Source organism: Streptomyces sp. NPDC051364, from assembly GCF_040682115.1.
In the GTDB taxonomy this organism is placed as follows: domain Bacteria; phylum Actinomycetota; class Actinomycetes; order Streptomycetales; family Streptomycetaceae; genus Streptomyces.
In genome coordinates this window covers 1-16,757 of sequence record NZ_JBFBAH010000045.1, presented here as the reverse complement: position 1 = coordinate 16,757, position 16,757 = coordinate 1, and the positions used below count along the sequence as shown (strand labels likewise).

16 protein-coding genes and 2 pseudogenes are annotated in these 16,757 nt (G+C 68.4%); 10 read left to right on the top strand and 8 right to left on the bottom strand.

Annotated elements, in window-relative coordinates; translation table 11 throughout:
* The first annotated feature begins 8 nt into the window (after nt 1–8).
* Entirely contained in the window at nt 9–1,277 is a 1,269-nt protein-coding gene (locus AB0M76_RS40205; RefSeq protein WP_365957730.1) for a TIGR02679 family protein, read from the top strand.
* Between the two features lie 139 nt (nt 1,278–1,416).
* Here the strand turns inward: AB0M76_RS40205 and AB0M76_RS40200 are convergent.
* Nucleotides 1,417–1,653: pseudogene (locus AB0M76_RS40200) on the bottom strand (tyrosine-type recombinase/integrase); the annotation flags it as partial.
* Between the two features lie 106 nt (nt 1,654–1,759).
* Between AB0M76_RS40200 and AB0M76_RS40195 the strand changes: the two are divergent.
* Nucleotides 1,760–2,614 (top strand): IS5 family transposase, encoded by an 855-nt coding sequence (locus tag AB0M76_RS40195; protein ID WP_365957701.1) that lies wholly within the window; start codon nt 1,760–1,762, stop codon nt 2,612–2,614.
* Nucleotides 2,611–3,009: a hypothetical protein gene (locus AB0M76_RS40190; protein WP_365957700.1), complete on the top strand. Its 399-nt coding sequence runs from the start codon at nt 2,611–2,613 to the stop codon at nt 3,007–3,009. Before AB0M76_RS40195 ends, AB0M76_RS40190 begins: the two co-directional genes overlap by 4 nt.
* 7 nt (nt 3,010–3,016) lie before the next feature.
* Here the strand turns inward: AB0M76_RS40190 and AB0M76_RS40185 are convergent, their stop codons facing one another.
* Both AB0M76_RS40185 and AB0M76_RS40180 read right to left on the bottom strand, forming a co-directional pair.
* A complete protein-coding gene (locus AB0M76_RS40185; protein WP_365957699.1) occupies nt 3,017–3,226 on the bottom strand; it encodes a hypothetical protein in 210 nt (69 codons plus the stop codon).
* 1,117 nt (nt 3,227–4,343) lie between these two features.
* The gene (locus tag AB0M76_RS40180; protein WP_365957698.1) at nt 4,344–4,685 is read right to left on the bottom strand and encodes a hypothetical protein; all 342 of its coding nucleotides are present in this window, start codon (nt 4,683–4,685) and stop codon (nt 4,344–4,346) included.
* A 149-nt stretch (nt 4,686–4,834) separates the two neighbouring features.
* Here AB0M76_RS40180 and AB0M76_RS40175 point away from each other — a divergent pair, with 149 nt between their 5' ends.
* The 3 genes from AB0M76_RS40175 to AB0M76_RS40165 all read left to right on the top strand — a co-directional run bounded on the left by AB0M76_RS40175 (nt 4,835) and on the right by AB0M76_RS40165 (nt 7,556).
* Nucleotides 4,835–5,950, top strand: coding sequence for a hypothetical protein (locus AB0M76_RS40175; protein WP_365957697.1), 1,116 nt, complete (start codon nt 4,835–4,837; stop codon nt 5,948–5,950).
* A gap of 46 nt (nt 5,951–5,996) precedes the next feature.
* The gene (locus tag AB0M76_RS40170; RefSeq protein ID WP_365957696.1) at nt 5,997–6,575 is read left to right on the top strand and encodes a hypothetical protein; all 579 of its coding nucleotides are present in this window, start codon (nt 5,997–5,999) and stop codon (nt 6,573–6,575) included.
* Nucleotides 6,576–6,797: 222 nt separating this feature from the next.
* Nucleotides 6,798–7,556: a MerR family transcriptional regulator gene (locus AB0M76_RS40165; protein WP_365957695.1), complete on the top strand. Its 759-nt coding sequence runs from the start codon at nt 6,798–6,800 to the stop codon at nt 7,554–7,556.
* A 92-nt stretch (nt 7,557–7,648) separates the two neighbouring features.
* On the opposite strand, the pseudogene AB0M76_RS40160 reads toward AB0M76_RS40165, so the two are convergent.
* The 3 genes and pseudogenes from AB0M76_RS40160 to AB0M76_RS40150 all read right to left on the bottom strand — a co-directional run bounded on the left by AB0M76_RS40160 (nt 7,649) and on the right by AB0M76_RS40150 (nt 9,489).
* Nucleotides 7,649–7,932 (bottom strand): annotated as a pseudogene (locus AB0M76_RS40160) (hypothetical protein).
* Complete coding sequence (locus AB0M76_RS40155) at nt 7,914–8,681, bottom strand: cytochrome P450 (protein ID WP_365957694.1); 768 nt, start codon at nt 8,679–8,681, stop codon at nt 7,914–7,916. The pseudogene AB0M76_RS40160 and the gene AB0M76_RS40155 overlap by 19 nt, the downstream one beginning before the upstream one ends.
* A gap of 274 nt (nt 8,682–8,955) precedes the next feature.
* Nucleotides 8,956–9,489: a hypothetical protein gene (locus tag AB0M76_RS40150; RefSeq protein WP_365957693.1), complete on the bottom strand. Its 534-nt coding sequence runs from the start codon at nt 9,487–9,489 to the stop codon at nt 8,956–8,958.
* Between the two features lie 503 nt (nt 9,490–9,992).
* On the opposite strand from AB0M76_RS40150, the gene AB0M76_RS40145 reads away from it, so the two are divergent.
* A complete protein-coding gene (locus AB0M76_RS40145) occupies nt 9,993–11,576 on the top strand; it encodes a metallophosphoesterase family protein (protein WP_365957692.1) in 1,584 nt (527 codons plus the stop codon).
* Nucleotides 11,577–11,678: 102 nt separating this feature from the next.
* On the opposite strand, the gene AB0M76_RS40140 is transcribed toward AB0M76_RS40145, so the two are convergent.
* Nucleotides 11,679–13,076 (bottom strand): S53 family peptidase, encoded by a 1,398-nt coding sequence (locus AB0M76_RS40140; RefSeq protein ID WP_365957691.1) that lies wholly within the window; start codon nt 13,074–13,076, stop codon nt 11,679–11,681.
* Nucleotides 13,077–13,523: 447 nt separating this feature from the next.
* Between AB0M76_RS40140 and AB0M76_RS40135 the strand changes: the two genes are divergently transcribed.
* Complete coding sequence (locus AB0M76_RS40135) at nt 13,524–15,563, top strand: M4 family metallopeptidase (protein WP_365957690.1); 2,040 nt, start codon at nt 13,524–13,526, stop codon at nt 15,561–15,563.
* 5 nt (nt 15,564–15,568) lie between these two features.
* Here the strand turns inward: AB0M76_RS40135 and AB0M76_RS40130 are convergent, their stop codons facing one another.
* Complete coding sequence (locus AB0M76_RS40130; RefSeq protein ID WP_365957729.1) at nt 15,569–16,084, bottom strand: NUDIX domain-containing protein; 516 nt, start codon at nt 16,082–16,084, stop codon at nt 15,569–15,571.
* An 11-nt stretch (nt 16,085–16,095) separates the two neighbouring features.
* Between AB0M76_RS40130 and AB0M76_RS40125 the strand changes: the two genes are divergently transcribed.
* Nucleotides 16,096–16,227: a hypothetical protein gene (locus tag AB0M76_RS40125; RefSeq protein WP_365957689.1), complete on the top strand. Its 132-nt coding sequence runs from the start codon at nt 16,096–16,098 to the stop codon at nt 16,225–16,227.
* Between the two features lie 68 nt (nt 16,228–16,295).
* Nucleotides 16,296–16,616: an integration host factor, actinobacterial type gene (mihF, locus tag AB0M76_RS40120; protein WP_365957688.1), complete on the top strand. Its 321-nt coding sequence runs from the start codon at nt 16,296–16,298 to the stop codon at nt 16,614–16,616.
* Nucleotides 16,617–16,757 lie beyond the last annotated feature (141 nt).

The following is a 16,757-nucleotide window of genomic DNA, read 5'->3' as shown; positions in this document are numbered from 1 at the left end:
CGGACGAGATGAGCGCCACGGAACCGGCCCCGGGCGATGCCACCCTGCACCGCCCCGAACTTCGCCCCCTCTGGCAGACGATCCACGGCCGTCTCTCCTCCGGCCGCCCCGCCACACGGGTACGTCTCGGGCCGCTCGACGACACCCAGCGCGAGGCCCTCGCCGACCTCCTCGGCCTCGACCGCCTTCCGGATCCGCGCCCCTCCATCGCCCTGGCCCGGCTGGAGGAGGCCGTTGCCGAACTCTCCGGCCGTACCGTGCGAGAGGTCGTAACTGAACTCGTCGGCCCGCTCGGTAACAGAGCCGACGAGCGGCGCCGGCAGGAGGACGAACGCGCCGCGCTGTGGACCTGGCTGACCGATCACGACACGGTACGGGCCCAGCCGGTGCTCTCCGACTGGGTCGCCTCCTGTCGAGCAGCTGGCTTGGTCGGCGGTTCGGCGGAACGCACCCGCACGCTGCTCACGGACGCACTCAGGGTGCTCGCCGAACTGCCCGGCCAGGCAGAACCCCTGCCCGTCTTCGCCGCCAGGGTACTGAACGGGCACGCACACGCACTCGACGACGGCACGCCCGTGTCCACACTCGTACTACGCGCGCTGGCAACCCTGTACGCCACTGTTCCCCCGCAGTCCGCAGCGGAACGGCGCGCCCTTTGGGGCCGCGCGGGTGTTGCCGACGACGAGCTGTCCGCCACCGTCCTCGTCGGCGGACTACGCCCGTCCGGCGACGGTCTGCTCGCCCGGGTGGCCGCAGTGTGCGCAGAGGCGGGTCAGGCCGCGAGTCTGACCCTCGCACACGTCAGGAACCCGGGCGAGTTCGCCCTGTCTGCGGCTCCCGTACCCGTCGTGCACGTCGTGGAGAACCCCAGCATCGTGGCACTGGCCCTACGTCGCTTCGGTCCCTACTGCCCGCCGCTCGTCTGCACCTCCGGCTGGCCCAACAGCGCGGCTATCCAGCTCCTGCGCATACTCGCGGACCACGGCGCCGCTCTCCGTTACCACGGCGACTTCGATGGCGAAGGCATCCGCATCGCTGCATACGTCCTGGACAAGACACCGGCGCACCCCTGGCGTATGACTGCAGCGGACTACCGTGCTGCGGTCGCATGCAACCCACACGGTCCTCTACCTGGGCGGATTACCGGAGCGCCGTGGGATCCCGAGTTGGCCGAGGCCATGGCAGAGCACGGCACCGCCGTTGTCGAGGAGCTGGTGGCCGATGTGTTGTTGGAAGACCTCGCTGGTATGGAGGAGCACCCCCCTGGCCGCCCGTGACGGCCGTTTGACCTCCGGGCGGCCGAACGGCCGTTCAGAGCGGCTGCGATCCTTCGCTGACGACCTGCAGCCATCCTGACTCCCCCTGCATCCGGCGTCTCGCCCGATGACACACCACGCGGAGCGCTTGGCCGAACTTCTACGCAGCCAGGCCCATGTCGCGGATCTTGGCGGCTTTGCCGATGCAGCCGGGCATGAGGCGGCGGTAGATCTTGAAGGTGATGGCCAGGCTCTTGTGACCCATCCACTCGGCGATGTCCGTGATGGGAATGCCGTTGGTGAGGCAGTTCGACGCGAAGAAGTGTCGAAGGCTGTAGATCACCATGCCGTCGGGGATGTTGACGTCGTCGGCGCGCTTGATGCGCTGCAATTGGTTCTGAGTGGGCGTTAAGTCCGGTCTTCCTCGGTTCGTGATCGCTCGATCGTGGTACTGATCGTCGTCCGGGCTGCCCGATGGGCATGTCCATGTTGAGATACGGGGCGTGAAGAGAGAGCCGTACCTCAGCGACTTATCGGACGGGCAGTGGGCGTTGATCGAGCCGATGATCACGGCCTGGAAGCAGGACAGGGTGGCACGGTCGGCGACCGGAGATCCCGGGTCCTGCGACCTGAGGGAGGTCGTGAACGCGATCTTCTATCAGAACCGGACGGGCTGTCAGTGGCGATTGCTGCCGCATGACTTCCCGGCCTGGTCGGCGGTGTTCTACTACTTCGGCCTGTGGCGCCAGGACGGGCTTGACCAGCGGATCCAGGAACTCCTGCGCTGCCAGGTGCGGGAGAAGGCCCGCCGATTAGAGGACCCGTCCCTCGTGATCATCGACACCCAGTCCGTCCGCGCCGCGGCGGGTGTCCCCAGGACCACGACGGGGCTGGACGCGAACAAGAAGGTGTCGGGGCGCAAGCGGGGACTGGCCGTCGACGTTCTGGGGCTGATCATCGGCGTCGTCGTCATGGCCGCCTCCGCGCACGACAATGCCGCAGGCATCGCCCTGCTCGACCAGGCCGCCGAGCGGTGCGGGATGCGCCTGGAGAAGGCGCTGGTGGACCAGGGATTCAAAGAAGCAGTCATCGTTCACGGCGCCCTGCTGGACATCGACGTCGAGGTTGTCCGCCGGAACCCTGCCGACCAGGGCAAAGGGTTCGTCCCGCAGCCGAAGCGGTGGGTGGTCGAGCAGACGAACGGCACGTTGATGCTGCACCGGCGTCTGGCCCGTGAGTACGACCACCGGCCCGACACCTCCGCCTCACGCGTCTACTGGGCCTCCACCGCGAACATGGCCCGCCGCCTCACCACCCCCGCCCCGGCCTGGCGCGACACCATCGGGCTGGCTGCGTGAACATCACCGAACTCCTGGTGGACCTTCACATCCGGGAGAATGAGGCCATGGCCCGGGCGGACGAACTCCGCAATCAGATCGCACACTTCACTGCCGCCCTCACCGAAACCGAAGCGCGTCTTGCGGACCTGGCCACCACCCGCAAGATCATCGCGGAACTCGCACCGACCGGGACCGAACCTGATCCGCCTGAGTCGAGCACCGCCTACCAGGCCATCGTGAACGCCTTCAACCAGCACCCCGACCTGGTGTTCCGGGCCCGCGAGCTGCACGAACTCCTCGACATGCCCACCGACGAGGCATCCGTCAACATCACCCGCAGCCGCCTCGGACGCCTCGCCCGCCAAGGCTTCCTCACCCAACCCGGACGAGGCCGCTACCAGAAACGGACTTAACGCCCACTCAGAGCGCGTTGAACGACCAGAAGACCCCGACCTCGTCCGCGCTCACTGCGATCAGGCCGAGGTCCATCATGTAGCCGGCGAAGGCGCGGCCGCCGACGAGTTCGTCGGCCAGGAAGTCCGGCGAGTCGGAGGTCAGGGCCAGGTCGCAGGAGGTCCGGAAAACGGCGTTGGGACCGTACCGGCCGAGCACCGTCCAGGCGTCGGCCACCACCTCGTCCGTGTGAGCGCCGCCTACCTTCGCGAGGTGACTACGAATTCGAGGGGCAGTCGCACACGTTCGGCCGGGGACTGTCCTGCTGTCTACTGTTCACCGTTCTGCCTGTCGTCTGGCTCCTCGCCGCTTCAGTCCTGCCGGAACGGGTCCTTTGGTTCCCGTTCTGGGTGGGGGCCGCGATCTGGAACGGAACGGATGGCCAAGGCGGGATCAGCCACTTGTTCAACTGACAACAGGCAGGGCTGGGTGCCGTGGACACGACGAGGCCAAGGGACTCGATGACGACCCTGAGGGGTTGAACGACAAGCTGACCGGCTCGGGAACAGCTTTCTTCAGCGGCCGGCACCAAGCCCCGGCGTACGCAACAGGCGGCTCCGCGCCGCCGGTCCGCTGCAACACTGGGGCTGCTTGCGCGTGGTCGGTGTGAGAAGGGTGAGGAAGGTGGTGGGGGTGTCTGGTGTCAGCGTCGGGCGTCAACTTTCGCCCGCGCATGTCACGCGGGATGTCGAACGCTGTGCTTCTGATGCCGGGCGGTGGCTGGGCGTGGTTATGGTCGGTTCAGTCCGCGTCGATAGGGCGTGCGCGGGCGAGGCCCGGTGACCAGAGCGCTCTGGCAGCAGTAACACCGGGCCGCCCAACCACCCAACGGACCGAGATCCGGCGTACGAACACGCGGTCCTCTGGTGCGGGCCACCCCACCCCGCTGAACCTGCACGAGTTGTGATCCCCTCCAATCGCATCACCTGCCTGCGCTGCAGAATCGGAGCCGATGGCACGCCTGGAGGACGGCCAGACGCACATACCGGCCGATTCAGGCGTGGTAGTGGAGGTGGTGGCGGACGCGACGCCCCCACGCAGTGGCCACCGTCGCCCCGGGGCTGCCTGCGCCGTGGTGTGTCGGGACGGCCAGTCGGCTGCGCGCAGCCCTACGGTGCGCTCATGCCCGACAAGCTCCCCGCCCGCATCCGGTCCCCTCTGCTGGCCCGGCTGCGCACCGGTGAGACCGTCCAGGCGGTCGCGGAGGATCTGGGCGTCGGGGTCCGCGAGGTGTTCCGCCCGGCCCGCACCGATAATCTCGGACAACTGGCCAGTCGCTTTTGCGGCCGTCACTTCAGTGGTACCAGTCGAGGGGCTCCGCCGCGTACGTGCCGTCGGACAGGACCGCGTCAGTCAGCTCGAACCGCTGCCGACGGTCGCTGCTCGGCTCCTGCCGGGTGATCACGATTCCGGCAGGCCGGCTGCTGGCAATCTGGACCGCTTGGCCGTCCGGAGCCCGCGCGCCGATCAGGGTGTACGTCCGGGCGGGTCTCGCCGCCGCTCCGTCTTCGCCCCCTGCGGCGCTGCGCCGGGCACCACGGCGACGGCGGGCCCGTGCGACGAGGCCGACAGCCACGACCACGGCGAGGCCTCCCAGAAGTTCCGCGATCGACCCGGTGATCACATCGTTCAGCATGTTGGTGAGTTCTCTTCCTCTCTGCCGGTTGCCCGGAGCGTACGTGCCCCTGAGGGCCGTGAAGTCGCGTACTTCCGCGCTGCCGCTCCATTGAGTCAGACTTCGAATTCACCGCTCCACGACACTTCGCGGGGTTCTAAAGTGCGGACGTGACGCGCGACGAAACCTCCCCCGCGGACCAGGAGCTGCTCGGGCTCCTCCACGACCGCGACCTTGCCGTTTCAGCGGCGCAATTGGAACGCTGGCGGCGAGCTGGCCTACTGCCACGGCACGCCCGTAAGGCACTGGGCCGAGGCCGGGGATCGATATCCGTTCTGGACCCCCGCACCGTGGAGATCGCCGATGCCCTGACGCGCAGCAGCGGGCAGGGCAAAGATTTACGAGCCACGGTTCTGGCCTGGTACATGCGAGCCGGCGCACCGGGATCGCACTCGCGTCAACCGGTTCCGGAACCGCCCTTCGCAGCTGTCCGCGACGCACTCGTCTGGGCGCTGCGCGGTAGCCCCGTCCAACGCCTGATCGAGCAGGCACGACGAGCGCAGGACGACCTCGACACGGACGCCCTCTACACCGACGCTGAGAAGTACCTGGCCCGTTCACCCGGCCTGTTGGGCCATCCGGCTCGTATGCGGGAAGCACTCCTCACCAACGACCAGGACATCCAGCCACCACCACGCGGTGGACAGCGCAACATGGTCAACCTCATTGCCATGCTCGGGCTGCCACCAGGAGAGGTAAGCGGAGAGAGCTTCGCCCAGGCGATGAACAGCTCCGGTTTATTGCCATGGCTCGACTCCGAAACGCTGGTCGCTGCCATGGAGCAGGCGCAGCGGGACGGAACACTGGACCATCTACTACGCGAGGCCCGACAACGGGACGCGGTAGCCGAAGCCGAAACCGTCAGTCCCCAGAGACTGGCCCGCGCACGAGACGCCGCCCGCATTTTGGGCTTCTGCGGCAGCCTGTACCTGATGCACGGAATGTTGCTCCCGGACACCGTCGGCCAGCAAGCCATCCGCGCCAAGATCGACGAGCTGGGCCTTGGAGAGGTCGTGATCACGGCGGCCCGAAGTTTTACCAAGGTCGAGGCGGCCAACGTCCTCAGCGTGTGCCTGGACCCGTACGTGGACCAACTCAGCGAACAACTCGGCGAGGTTATGACCGAGCACATCGATGGCGTCTTCCGCTGCCCCGGAGAACTGGACTCAGCCGAGGACTTCATGGCCGGATGGCAAGCAGCCCTCCAGGCTGCGGCAGAGCGGTAACAGGCTTTCCTGACCGGTTGTCGGTGCCTTCTGCGAGGATCGACGGATGGCCGATAGCAGGGATCGCTCCATTCTTCGACAGGTGGTGGGCGACGTCGTCGCTCGGCTCGGCGGGAACTCGCACGCCAGGCTCAACGCAGCGTTCGCGGAACTGGGGATGCCGGCAGTCCCGGAGGAGGGGAGTAAGAGCGAGCGCATGGAACGGAGCTTCGCGCAGGTTCCCGGCCCCGATCTCCCCCTCGTTGCGAACCGGACCTTGGCCACCGGCCAGGGGAGTCCTCAGCAGAGGGTTCGGATTGAGGATGAGCTTTGGGCGGAGTCCTCGCCGCCGGAGATACCCATGAGGATTCGGCGCGAGTTGGCCCGGTTCCTCGACCTGACCGACATGGCCCCCAGCGAGAGCAGCTTCATGGCGCTGCTGAACCGGTTCTGGGTGCTCGGCGACGAGCTGAGCCCAACCCTCGAAGCGTTCTTCGGCTCCTCGGGGCCCAGCCTCAGGCGCCGCATCGAGCAGCACGTCGGGGCTGCTTTGAGACATCGCGCTGCCCCTCCGTCAGGGCCGTCCAGACCGCCAGGGTGCACTGCTTGGCCAGCCACATCCCGACGTCCATGCCGTGGACAGTGAACCCGGGCAAGACCTCCGCCTGGCCCTCTTCGTCGGCCAGCAGTTCGCGCAGTGCGGCGAAGTGCCGCTGCCACTCCGGCGGCCACGACAGGGCGGGACCCTGTGTGCGGGGCGGCGGGATCGGGGTTCGCGAGGGCTTGTGGTTGCCGTTGCGGCAGCTTCTACGGTCGTGACCAGAGCCGGAGAGACCGGCCCGGTGAGGTGATTGTGAGGGAGACGGTGATGGACTGGCCGATCGCGGAGGTGGCCCGGATGTCGGGCGTGACCGCTCGGACCCTGCGCCACTACGACGAGACGGGCCTGCTGCCGCCGGCCCGGACCGGCGCCAACGGCCACCGCTACTACGGGCAGTCCCAGCTTCTGCGGTTGCAGCAGATCCTCGTGCTGCGGTCCTTGGGCGTCGCCCTGCCGGAGATCGCTCGGATCCTGTCTGAGCAGGTCGACGAGGTCGAAGCCCTGCAAGGGCACCACCAGCGCCTGCTTGCGGAGCGGGACCGCCTCGATGCCCTGGCCGTCACCGTCTCGCGCACGATCACCGAACTGGAGCAGTCCAGGAAGGACGGCACCCTCATGACCATTAACCGCCCCGAGAACCTCTTCGAAGGCGTGACACCCGCCCACTACGAAGACAACATGGCCGACTTCCCCGAGCTCGCCGAAGAGCTCGCACAGCGGGCTGCGGGGATGAGCCAGGCCGACGCCGACGCCGGGCACCGTGCGCGCACCGCGCAGATGATCCGCCTGGCCGAACTCAAGGCCGCAGGCCACCCGGCCGACGCCGAGCCGGTACAAGCCGAGATCGACGCCCAGTACCAGGCGCTGACCGAGCTGTGCACAGTGGCCGCTGAGGAGTTCCGGGCTATCGGACGTGCCTGCGTGGACAACGACGCCTGGCACACCGCGTACGAGACGATCGCCCCCGGGCTGGCCGCCTTCCAGCGCGACGCCATCGAGGCCTACGCCATCAACCGTCTCGCCTGAACGGTGGGCAGGGCCGCCACCGGGGGAGGGGCGGCCCTGCCCACGCCGAGTTGAGCATCGAAGTCGTCCATCCGGGCCACCTATCGTGCTTCTTACCAGCGCTTCGGGGAGGTGGTGGCCACGGTGGCCCCGTCGGGGCGGTCCGCCGTGGGCTGGGTCGCGTGCTGGCTGTGGGCGGCCGCCCACGTCTCCTGCTGGGCCACGGCGAGCGCGGTGGGCAGGTCCAGGTCCAGGACGGTGATCCCGGGCAGGGCCGCCAGGTGCTCGGCCGTGCCGGGGCAAGGCTCGGTCGGCTTCGACCAAGCGCGCAGGCCGGAGCGTAGCGGCACCAGCCGGTCTCGGCGTGTGCGCGGTGGATCAGGCGGGAGGCCAGCACGTTGCCCTGCCCTGCCCGGCCATCGCGCGTTGGGTCAGCCCCTGGCCCGCCTCGTCGCGCACGGCCAGCAGCATCGACAGCAGGTCGTCCTGACTCTGTCCACTGTCACGGCATGCGGCTATGGCCGCCTCCACCGCAGAGTCCAGCCCGGCCAGGGCCTCGTCGAGCCGGCGGTTTCCCGGGGTCGGCAGCCTGGCCCAGCCACTGGGGAGGGCGGCGCGGACGACCGCAGCCCGGGTGATGAGCGGGACGGCACGCTGCAGCGCTGCTGAGGAGCGGGCCCCGAACCCCGTGGGGAAGAGCGTGCTGGCGAGCATGGCCAGGGACAGGCCGTTCATGGCGTGGTCGACCTCGACCACGTGCCCCGGCCGCCACGACTCGGAGATCCCTACGGCAGCGTTGGCCATCGCTTCGGTGTACGCGTCGATGCGCTCGTGGTGGAAGGCCGGCTGCAAGGTTCTCCGAGTGGCAAGGTGCCCTGGTCCGGAGGTGGCCAGGAGACCCTGCCCGAAGCTCCGCGTCGCCCGCTCGTGGAACCGGCCACGCTTGAAGTTCGGGGCCTCGCCGATCAGCACCTGATGCACCAGCGTCGGATCGGTGACGGCGTACATGGGCACCGGCCCGAGACGGACCCGGACCACATCCCCGTACCGTGCCAGCGCCGTCACGAACTCCAGCGGACGCCGTACCAGCGGCACCGCGTGCCCCAGCAACGGCCACGCGCCCGGAACAGAACGAGTCACATTCATCCGCTGAATCTCCTCCGTGCGCGCACGGCACAGGCTCCCGGTGGCGAGGCAAGACGGTGGCCACACCTACCGCGATCACGGCAGGCGTGAACTCCGGATATCCGGGGCGCGACAGGCGCACGGGCGCATTCACCCTGGGGCGAGAGCCGCCGGGTGACGTGGTGCACGTCGTGCGCGCGAGCGAAGCTCGGGCACGAGACGAACGTCGACTGCCCTGTGGTGGCCGAGTGGCTCCCGGCGCAAGGCAAGATCGCCGCGCCCACTTGCCGTGTCGTCACTCGACGATCTGGTCCCCGTCGGGTACGTCCTCCACCGTGACAAGGCTGCGGGGCTGCTCTAGTCCCAGTGACACCGCCCGGGCGAGCCCGTCGAAGTCCTGGCCTGTAGGGATGGGCACCTGCTCCGCTTCGCCGTAACTCTCGATCGCCTTCACGAAGTAGCTCGGATGCCAGGCGCCCACGGCCCCCTTGACCTGGAGCGCGGTCACGGAGCGGTTGCCGACGTGGTTTTTGAGCGCCTGCAGAATCTCATCGGATGGCAGTTCACCCGGTACCTGGAACAGGCTGGCGTGAGCACCGACGAGGCCGCCGTCGTGCAACCGCACGGTCACGGTGAGACAACTTGTAACGCTCGGATAGGTGATCACACCCCCGGGCGCGACCTCCTGGACCTGGCCTTCCGAAATCGTAGCTTTGTCGGGCGCCGCCAGGCTGCTCGCCGCGCGCGGCCCTGAGCCGCCGAGCTTGTACGCGTGGGCCGCAGGACTGAGACCGAGTTGCAGAGCGAGCAGTGCCGCCGGCAGGACCACGGCACACACCGCGGCGGCCCTTTGTCCTCGGAGCGCATGGTGGAGCGGCTGGTGCGATGGCACGGGGGTTCTCTCCTGCACAGAAGCTGGGCCGATGTCGGGCACCCACACCGAGTACTGCACCGGCTCGGGACACTGCTCGGTCTGGTGAAGAGTCAGTATCCCTACCGTGTGCTGTTCGGCAACGGTCGGGCAGGCCGAGACGTGTTCGTGTACCCGGCTGGCTGGCCACTTTGAACGGAAGCCGGCCGCAGTCGTGTCGAGCCTCGAGTGGCTGTTCCAGGTTCAGCCGGGTTTCCCTCGTCAAGACTGCGAGGCTGCGCCTGCCCCGATCCCTCATGACGTGTCCGGCGTGCTGCCCCTCACCTCGGTGCCGTCCAGGCCGGCATCCCATCTGGGTGGCACGAAGATGGGCAATTCCGGGGATTCTCATGGGGGTTCCGCCCCCGTCCGTTCACCTCCCGGCGAACTCCGCGTCGTCTCGGAGGATGAGGTTTGCTGCCATGGACCTTCCCGATTTCGGTATCCCCCAGAAGCTCGCCTCCCGGATGAGCATGGCCGAGCAGCACGACTACCTGCGTGCGAAGTTCACCCGGCGCGGCGCGCTGCGCGCGGGTGCGGTGACCGCAGCCGTCGCCGGTGCCGGTGCCGGCCTGAGCGTCGGCGCGGCCTCTTCCGCGTACGCGGCTCCAGCCGCGCTGACCTCCACCGAGCGGCGCGGTGTCGACGGTGCCCTGGCCGCACCGTTCGCACGGCACTTGCAGTACGGCGCCGATCCGAAGACGCAGATGCGGGTGTCCTGGCAGGTGCCGTTCGCGGTGAAGAAGCCGTACCTGCGCGTGGGCACCAGCCCCTGGGCGCTGAGCGTGAAGATCGATGCCGAGGTCCGGTACCTGAGCACCCCGGTCCTGAACGGCGGCAAGATCGCCGCGGCCGAGCAGTTCTACCTGCACGTGGGCCTGGACCGGCTGAGGCCCGGTCAGACCTACTACTACGGGGTCGGGCACGACGGCTTCGACCCTGCCGACCACCGCAACCTGGGTACGCTCGGCACCTTCACCACCGCCCCCTCGCGCGCCGAGAACTTCACGTTCACCGCCTTCGGCGACCAAGGCGTGAGTTACCACGCGCTCGGCAATGACGCGGTGCTGCTGGCCCAGAACCCGGCCTTCCACCTGCACGCGGGCGACATCTGCTACGCCGACTCCTCCGGTTCCGGCACCGCCGGCGACACCTATGACGCGCGGGCCTGGGACCAGTTCCTGGCCCAGACGGAGACGGTGGCCAAGACCGTGCCGTGGATGGTGACGACCGGCAACCACGACATGGAGGCCTGGTACTCGCCCCAGGGCTACGGCGGCCAGAACGCCCGATGGTCCCTGCCCGACAACGGCCCGGACCCGGTCAACCAGCCCGGCGTGTACTCGTTCGTACACGGCAACGTCGGGGTCGTCGCACTCGACGCGAACGACGTCTCGTACGAGATCCCCGCCAACTTCGGGATCAGCGGGGGAAAGCAGACCGCGTGGCTGGACCGGCGGCTGGGCGAGCTGCGCCACCACCGCGACGTGGACTTCATCGTGGTGTTCTTCCACCACTGCGCGTTCTCCACCACCAGCGCGCACGCCTCGGAGGGCGGGGTGCGCGACGTGTGGGTGCCGCTGTTCGAGAAGCACCAGGTGGACCTGGTCATCAACGGCCACAACCACGTGTACGAACGGACCGACGCGATCAAGGGCAACAAGGTCGGCCGGAAGGTCCCCATCGGCGAGCGCACCGACCCCACGCAAGACGGCATCGTGTACGTCACGGCCGGCGCGGCGGGGCGCTCCCTGTACAGCTTCCCGGTGCCGGACTCGTACGAGGGCCACGTCGCGGACCGCGACAGCGTCGAGTCCTACCGGTGGGTCAAGGGCGGTGCGAAGGCGACCGAGACGGTCGAGTGGTCGCGGGTGCGGTACACCAACTACTCCTTCCTCGCGGTCGAGGTCGAGACCGGCCGCTCTCCGAAGCTGAAGGTCAGCGCACTGGCCGAGACGGGCCAGCGGATCGACCACTTCGAGATCCAGAGGGGCCGCGGCCGCTAGGTCTTTCGCGGCGGAACCTGTACGCGTGGAACGAAGCCCCAGGCTGGCGGCCTGGGGCTTCTTACTGATGATTCCAGGGCTGTCGGCGTGAACCGTGAACCGTCAGCGGCGCTGTCCTTCGCGGGCGAGGGCGGGTACGAAGCGGGCCGCGTCCAGCGTGCCGACGCCGGTGGCCATGTCGTAGCCGTTCACCGCTGTGTAGCCCGTGACGCCCTCGTAGCTGTTGTTCGTACCGTCATTGACGTCGACGAGGCCGGTGGAACGGTCATGGGCGGAGCGCCCGTACAGGCAGTACAGCGCCTCGTTGATGTTCCCCAGGCGCTTGCCCGCAGCCTGGTCGGCCAGGGCAACGATGCCGGAGAACAGCGGGCTGGACTCGCTGGTGCCGCCGGAGACGTCCCAGCCGGCGGACGCCGGGTCATAGCTGGTGTAGATCCACGCGCCGCCGTCGACCGCAGCGGCCATCGAGATGTCCGGGGTGGCGCGCTGCGCGCCGACGATGCCCTTGACCCCGTTCTGGAAGGCCGGACGCTTGAACACGTGCGACTGGCCTCCGCCACTCGCGCCGTTGTCGTTGTAGACGCTCTCGGGGGCGGTCCGCTTGCCCGCGTCGTTCAGGTGCAGCTGGGTGCCACCGATGGAGGTCACCAGCGGGTCCGAGGAGGGCCAGGAGTTGACGCGGTGGTCGTAGTACGCGCTGCCGTCGGCGTTGTAGTCGGTGGCTCCGCCGTCGCCGGAGGAGGCGAGTACGGTGACGTGGTTGCGCGCCGCGGCCTCGAAGGCGTAGCGCAGGTTCTTGATACTGGAGAAGTCACCCTTGTCGAAACCGGGGAAGGTGTTCTCGGTCGCACCGAAGCTCTGGGTGATCACATCGCCGATGCCGCGGTCGATCAGGGACTTCTCGGCGTCCATCATCTCCGGCAGGCCGGTGGTGCCTTCGGTCTCCGCGACCGCCGTCTCCACCAGGACGATCTTCGCGTCCGGCGCCACTGCGTGCGCCATCTCCACATCGAGGGTCGTTTCGCCGGCCCAGCCCAGCATGTCGGCGTTCTTCGGGTCCCAGGCGGGGACGTTGCCCCACTTGACCACCTCCACCTTGGTGCTGGGTATCCCGAACTGCTTGCTGTAGACGTCCAGGTCGTGCTGGACGGTCGGCGAGCCGAAGGAGTCCACGATGACGATCGTGCGGCCCTTACCGGTGATGCCCTGCTTGTACAGCGGGTTCAGGTGGTACGCCTCGCGGTACTGCAGCGGGGTGTAGCAGGCGATCTTCCACTTGGTCCGGCACTCCTCGATGGAGAGCGGGCTGCCCACTGAGCGGATCAGCTGGTGTCCCGCGACGGCCGGACGGGCCACGGTGCGCGGGACGGCTGAGGTGTGCGGCGCGGAGGCGGTCGCGGTGCCGGTCAGTGGGGCGGCCGCCATCGCGGTGAGCGCGAGGCCGACGGCAGCGGCCGTGGCGGCTGCGGAACGCGGCCACGTACGACGAACTGGATGCATTGCGGACTCCCTGGGGGGTGGCGCCGCGCAGAGCGGCTTCCGCGATCTCACCCGGCAAGTCATGTGCAGGACAAGGCTATTTGACGGTTGATGCCGAACGCTTTACCTGAATGCGCAGTACGCCGCCTCCACGGCCGCTCGCACCATCACGCCCGGCCGCAGGCGAACGCCCGCAGCGGCTGCGCACCCGGCCGGAGCAAGTCCCGCCCCAGGCCAGCCCTGTCGGGCGTGCCCGAGGCAGCCGATAGCCCACCCAGAGTGTCCGGTCAGCGAACACCGAACGGCGAAATCCGGTCCCGCTTCGGCTGATTCATGACGCGCTCCTGACAAAGATCGCGATCGCTGGCACTCTCTCCCCATCCCCAGCACGGACCAGCTCCGCAACGCTCTGCCCGGCCGGCCTCATCCCAGCCGCCGGTAACCCCCCACAGGTAGTAAGGAGTCAGCGTGAAGTCCACGCATCGTCGTAACACCACCGCCACTGGTGCCCTGCTCGCCGCAGCCGCCCTGCTCACCGTAGGTGTGCAGGCAGGCAGCGCCAGCGCGCAGCCCGAGCAACCCGCGAACGCCGCCCCCCAGGGCCAGCCGGTGCGCAACCCGGGCGCGCTGCCCGCACAGCTCTCCCCGTCCCAGCGCGCCGAGCTCATAGCGAAGGCCCAGAGCACCACGGCCCCGACGGCCAAGGAGCTCGGCCTCACCTCCCAGGAGAAGCTCCTCGTCCACGATGTGGTCAAGGATCAGGACGGTACCACCCACACCCGGTACGAGCGCACGTACGAGGGACTCCCGGTCCTCGGGGGCGACTTGATCGTCAGCCGTACGGCGGCCAACACGACGCAGAGCGTCAGCAAGGCGTCCACCGCCCAGCTCGCGGGCGTGTCCACCTCCGCCCCGGCCGACGCTCCGGCGGCCGCCTCCGCGCAGGCCCTCGATGCCGCGAAGGCGGTCGGTTCCAAGGCCACCAAGGCCGACGCCGCCCCCCGCAAGGTCGTGTGGATGGCCAAGGGCGTGCCGATCCTCGCCTACGAGACCGTCATCGGCGGGCTCCAGGACGACGGCACCCCCAACCAGCTCCACGTCATCACCGATGCCAAGACCGGCGCCAAGCTCCACCAGTGGCAGGGCATCGAGACCGGTGTCGGCAACACCCACTACAGCGGTCAGGTCACCCTCGGCACCTCGAAGTCCGGTTCGAACTTCACCCTGAACGACACGGGCCGCGGCAGCCACAAGACGTACAACCTGAACCACGGTACGACCGGCACGGGATCGCTCTTCAGCCAGGCCACCGACACCTGGGGCAACGGAGCCAACTCCAACGCCGCCACCGCGGGCGCCGACGCCGCCTATGGCGCCGGGGTCACCTGGGACTTCTACAAGAACGTCCTGGGCCGGTCCGGGATCCGCGGCGACGGTGTCGCCGCCTACTCCCGGGTCCACTACGGAAACGCGTACGTCAACGCGTTCTGGGACGACGGCTGCTTCTGCATGACCTACGGCGACGGAACCGGCAACAACGACCCGCTGACCTCACTGGACGTCGCCGGTCACGAGATGACGCACGGCGTCACCGCCGCCACCGCCGGTCTCGAGTACAGCGACGAGTCGGGTGGCCTGAACGAGGCGACCTCCGACATCATGGGAACCTCCGTCGAGTTCTACGCCAACAACGCCAGCGCGCCGGGCAACTACCTCATCGGCGAGCAGATCGACATCAACGGCGACGGCACCCCGCTGCGCTACATGGACAAGCCGAGCAAGGACGGCGGGTCCGCGGACAGCTGGTACTCCGGCGTCGGCAGCCTTGACGTCCACTACTCCTCCGGCCCGGCGAACCACTGGTTCTACCTGGCCTCTGAGGGCTCCGGCGCCAAGACGGTCAACGGCTTCAACTACAACTCGCCCACCTCCGACGGCCTGCCCGTCACCGGTATCGGCCGGGACAAGGCTCAGCTGATCTGGTACAAGGCGCTGACCACCAAGTTCAACTCCAGCACCGACTACAAGGGCGCCCGCGACGGCACGATCGCCGCGGCGACCGAGCTGTACGGCGCCGGCAGCCCCGAGGTCAAGAACATCACCGACGCCTGGGCCGCCGTCAACGTGGGCGCCCGTTCGAACGGCGGCACCCCCACCCCGGGCAACGTCTTCGAGAGCACCACCCGGGTCGCCATCCCGGACTCCCCGGGCCCCGCGGTCACCTCGTCGGTCAGCGTCACCGGCGTCACCGGCAACGCGCCGAGCGCCCTCAAGGTCGGCGTGAAGATCAACCACACCTACATCGGTGACCTCCAGATCGACCTCGTAGCGCCCAACGGGACGTCGTACCGCCTGCAGAACTCCTCCTCGGACTCCGCGGCGAACCTCGACAAGACGTACACCGTAAACGCCTCGGCCGTCGCGGCCAACGGCACCTGGAAGCTGAAGGTCCAGGACAAGGGCGCGGCGGACGTCGGCACCATCACCGACTTCAAGCTCACCTTCTGACCGCCTCACTGCGCATGACCTGAACCTGCAAAGGGCCTGAACCCAGGTACGCCGACACCCCCGCCTCCACAACACAGGAGGAGGCCGGGGGTGTCGTGCTGTGGGTGGAGCGATGCCCTGCGTGTTCGCCCTGGCACAGCGCAGCGACGGCGAAAGCGCGCGAGCCTCAGACGCCGCTCCCAGGTTTCTCGGCTGTCAGGAGTGAACGGGTGCCGGCGCATGAACTCATGCAGTTCGGCCTCCGGCAGCCAGCCGTGCCACGCCACCTCGTCGGTCCGGGGTTTCGGGTCGACGAGTACCACGGCCTCATGGATACCGAGCCAGTACGGGCTGAGGCCACCCCGGTTCAGGAACTTCACGACGGATCGGACCGTCGTGTCGATGCCCAACTCCTCGGCCAGTTCCCGGACTGCGGCCTCCTCGTAGGACTCTCCCGCCGCGACGGCTCCGCGGGCCATCACTTCGTAGTGTCCAGGAAACCGGGAGACCTGTCCGGGGTCAGGGCCCCTCTTTGTCCACAGCCGAGCAGGCTATGCGGCAATCCTGGCCGCAGCAGCTCGATTTCCGCTGCAAGAACGGGCGAAGGTTGCCTGATGCGGCACTGGCTCTCGCCGCCCCGCTGCTCGTCGAACAGTTCTACCCGGTCTTCGAGGACGCCACCTAACCGGAAACTCCCTGCTCGGGCACGCCGTTGTCGGCCATGATGGGCGGCCGACCAACGTAAGGAGCACCATGCCCGCCCCCATACCCACCCTCACCCCTGAGCAGCGGGCCGAGGCGCTCGCGAAGGCCGCCCGGATCCGCAAGGACCGCAGCGAGATGCTCGCCGCGCTGAAGGCCGGGCGTATCTCCCTCGTCGACGTTCTCGACCGCGACGACGACACCGCCCGCCAGACCCGAACCCTCCACCTCCTGCAGTCCCTCCCCGGCATCGGCAAGGTACGCGCCCGCCGCCACCTCATCGACCTCGGCATCTCGGAGACGCGCAGGATCCAGGGCCTGGGCGAACGCCAGCGTGAGCGCCTGGTCAAGCTCTTCCCGCCCCAGGACTGAACCGCAGCGCGCCCCCGCTGGCCGGCCGTACGCAAGGCGAGGAGCCGGGTCTGTACGGTCAACGGTGGATCTTCGAGCAGGAAGTGACACCTGATGACAGACGTGACCGTGTCGGCGGAGGCCGTGGCGGAGGTACAGCCG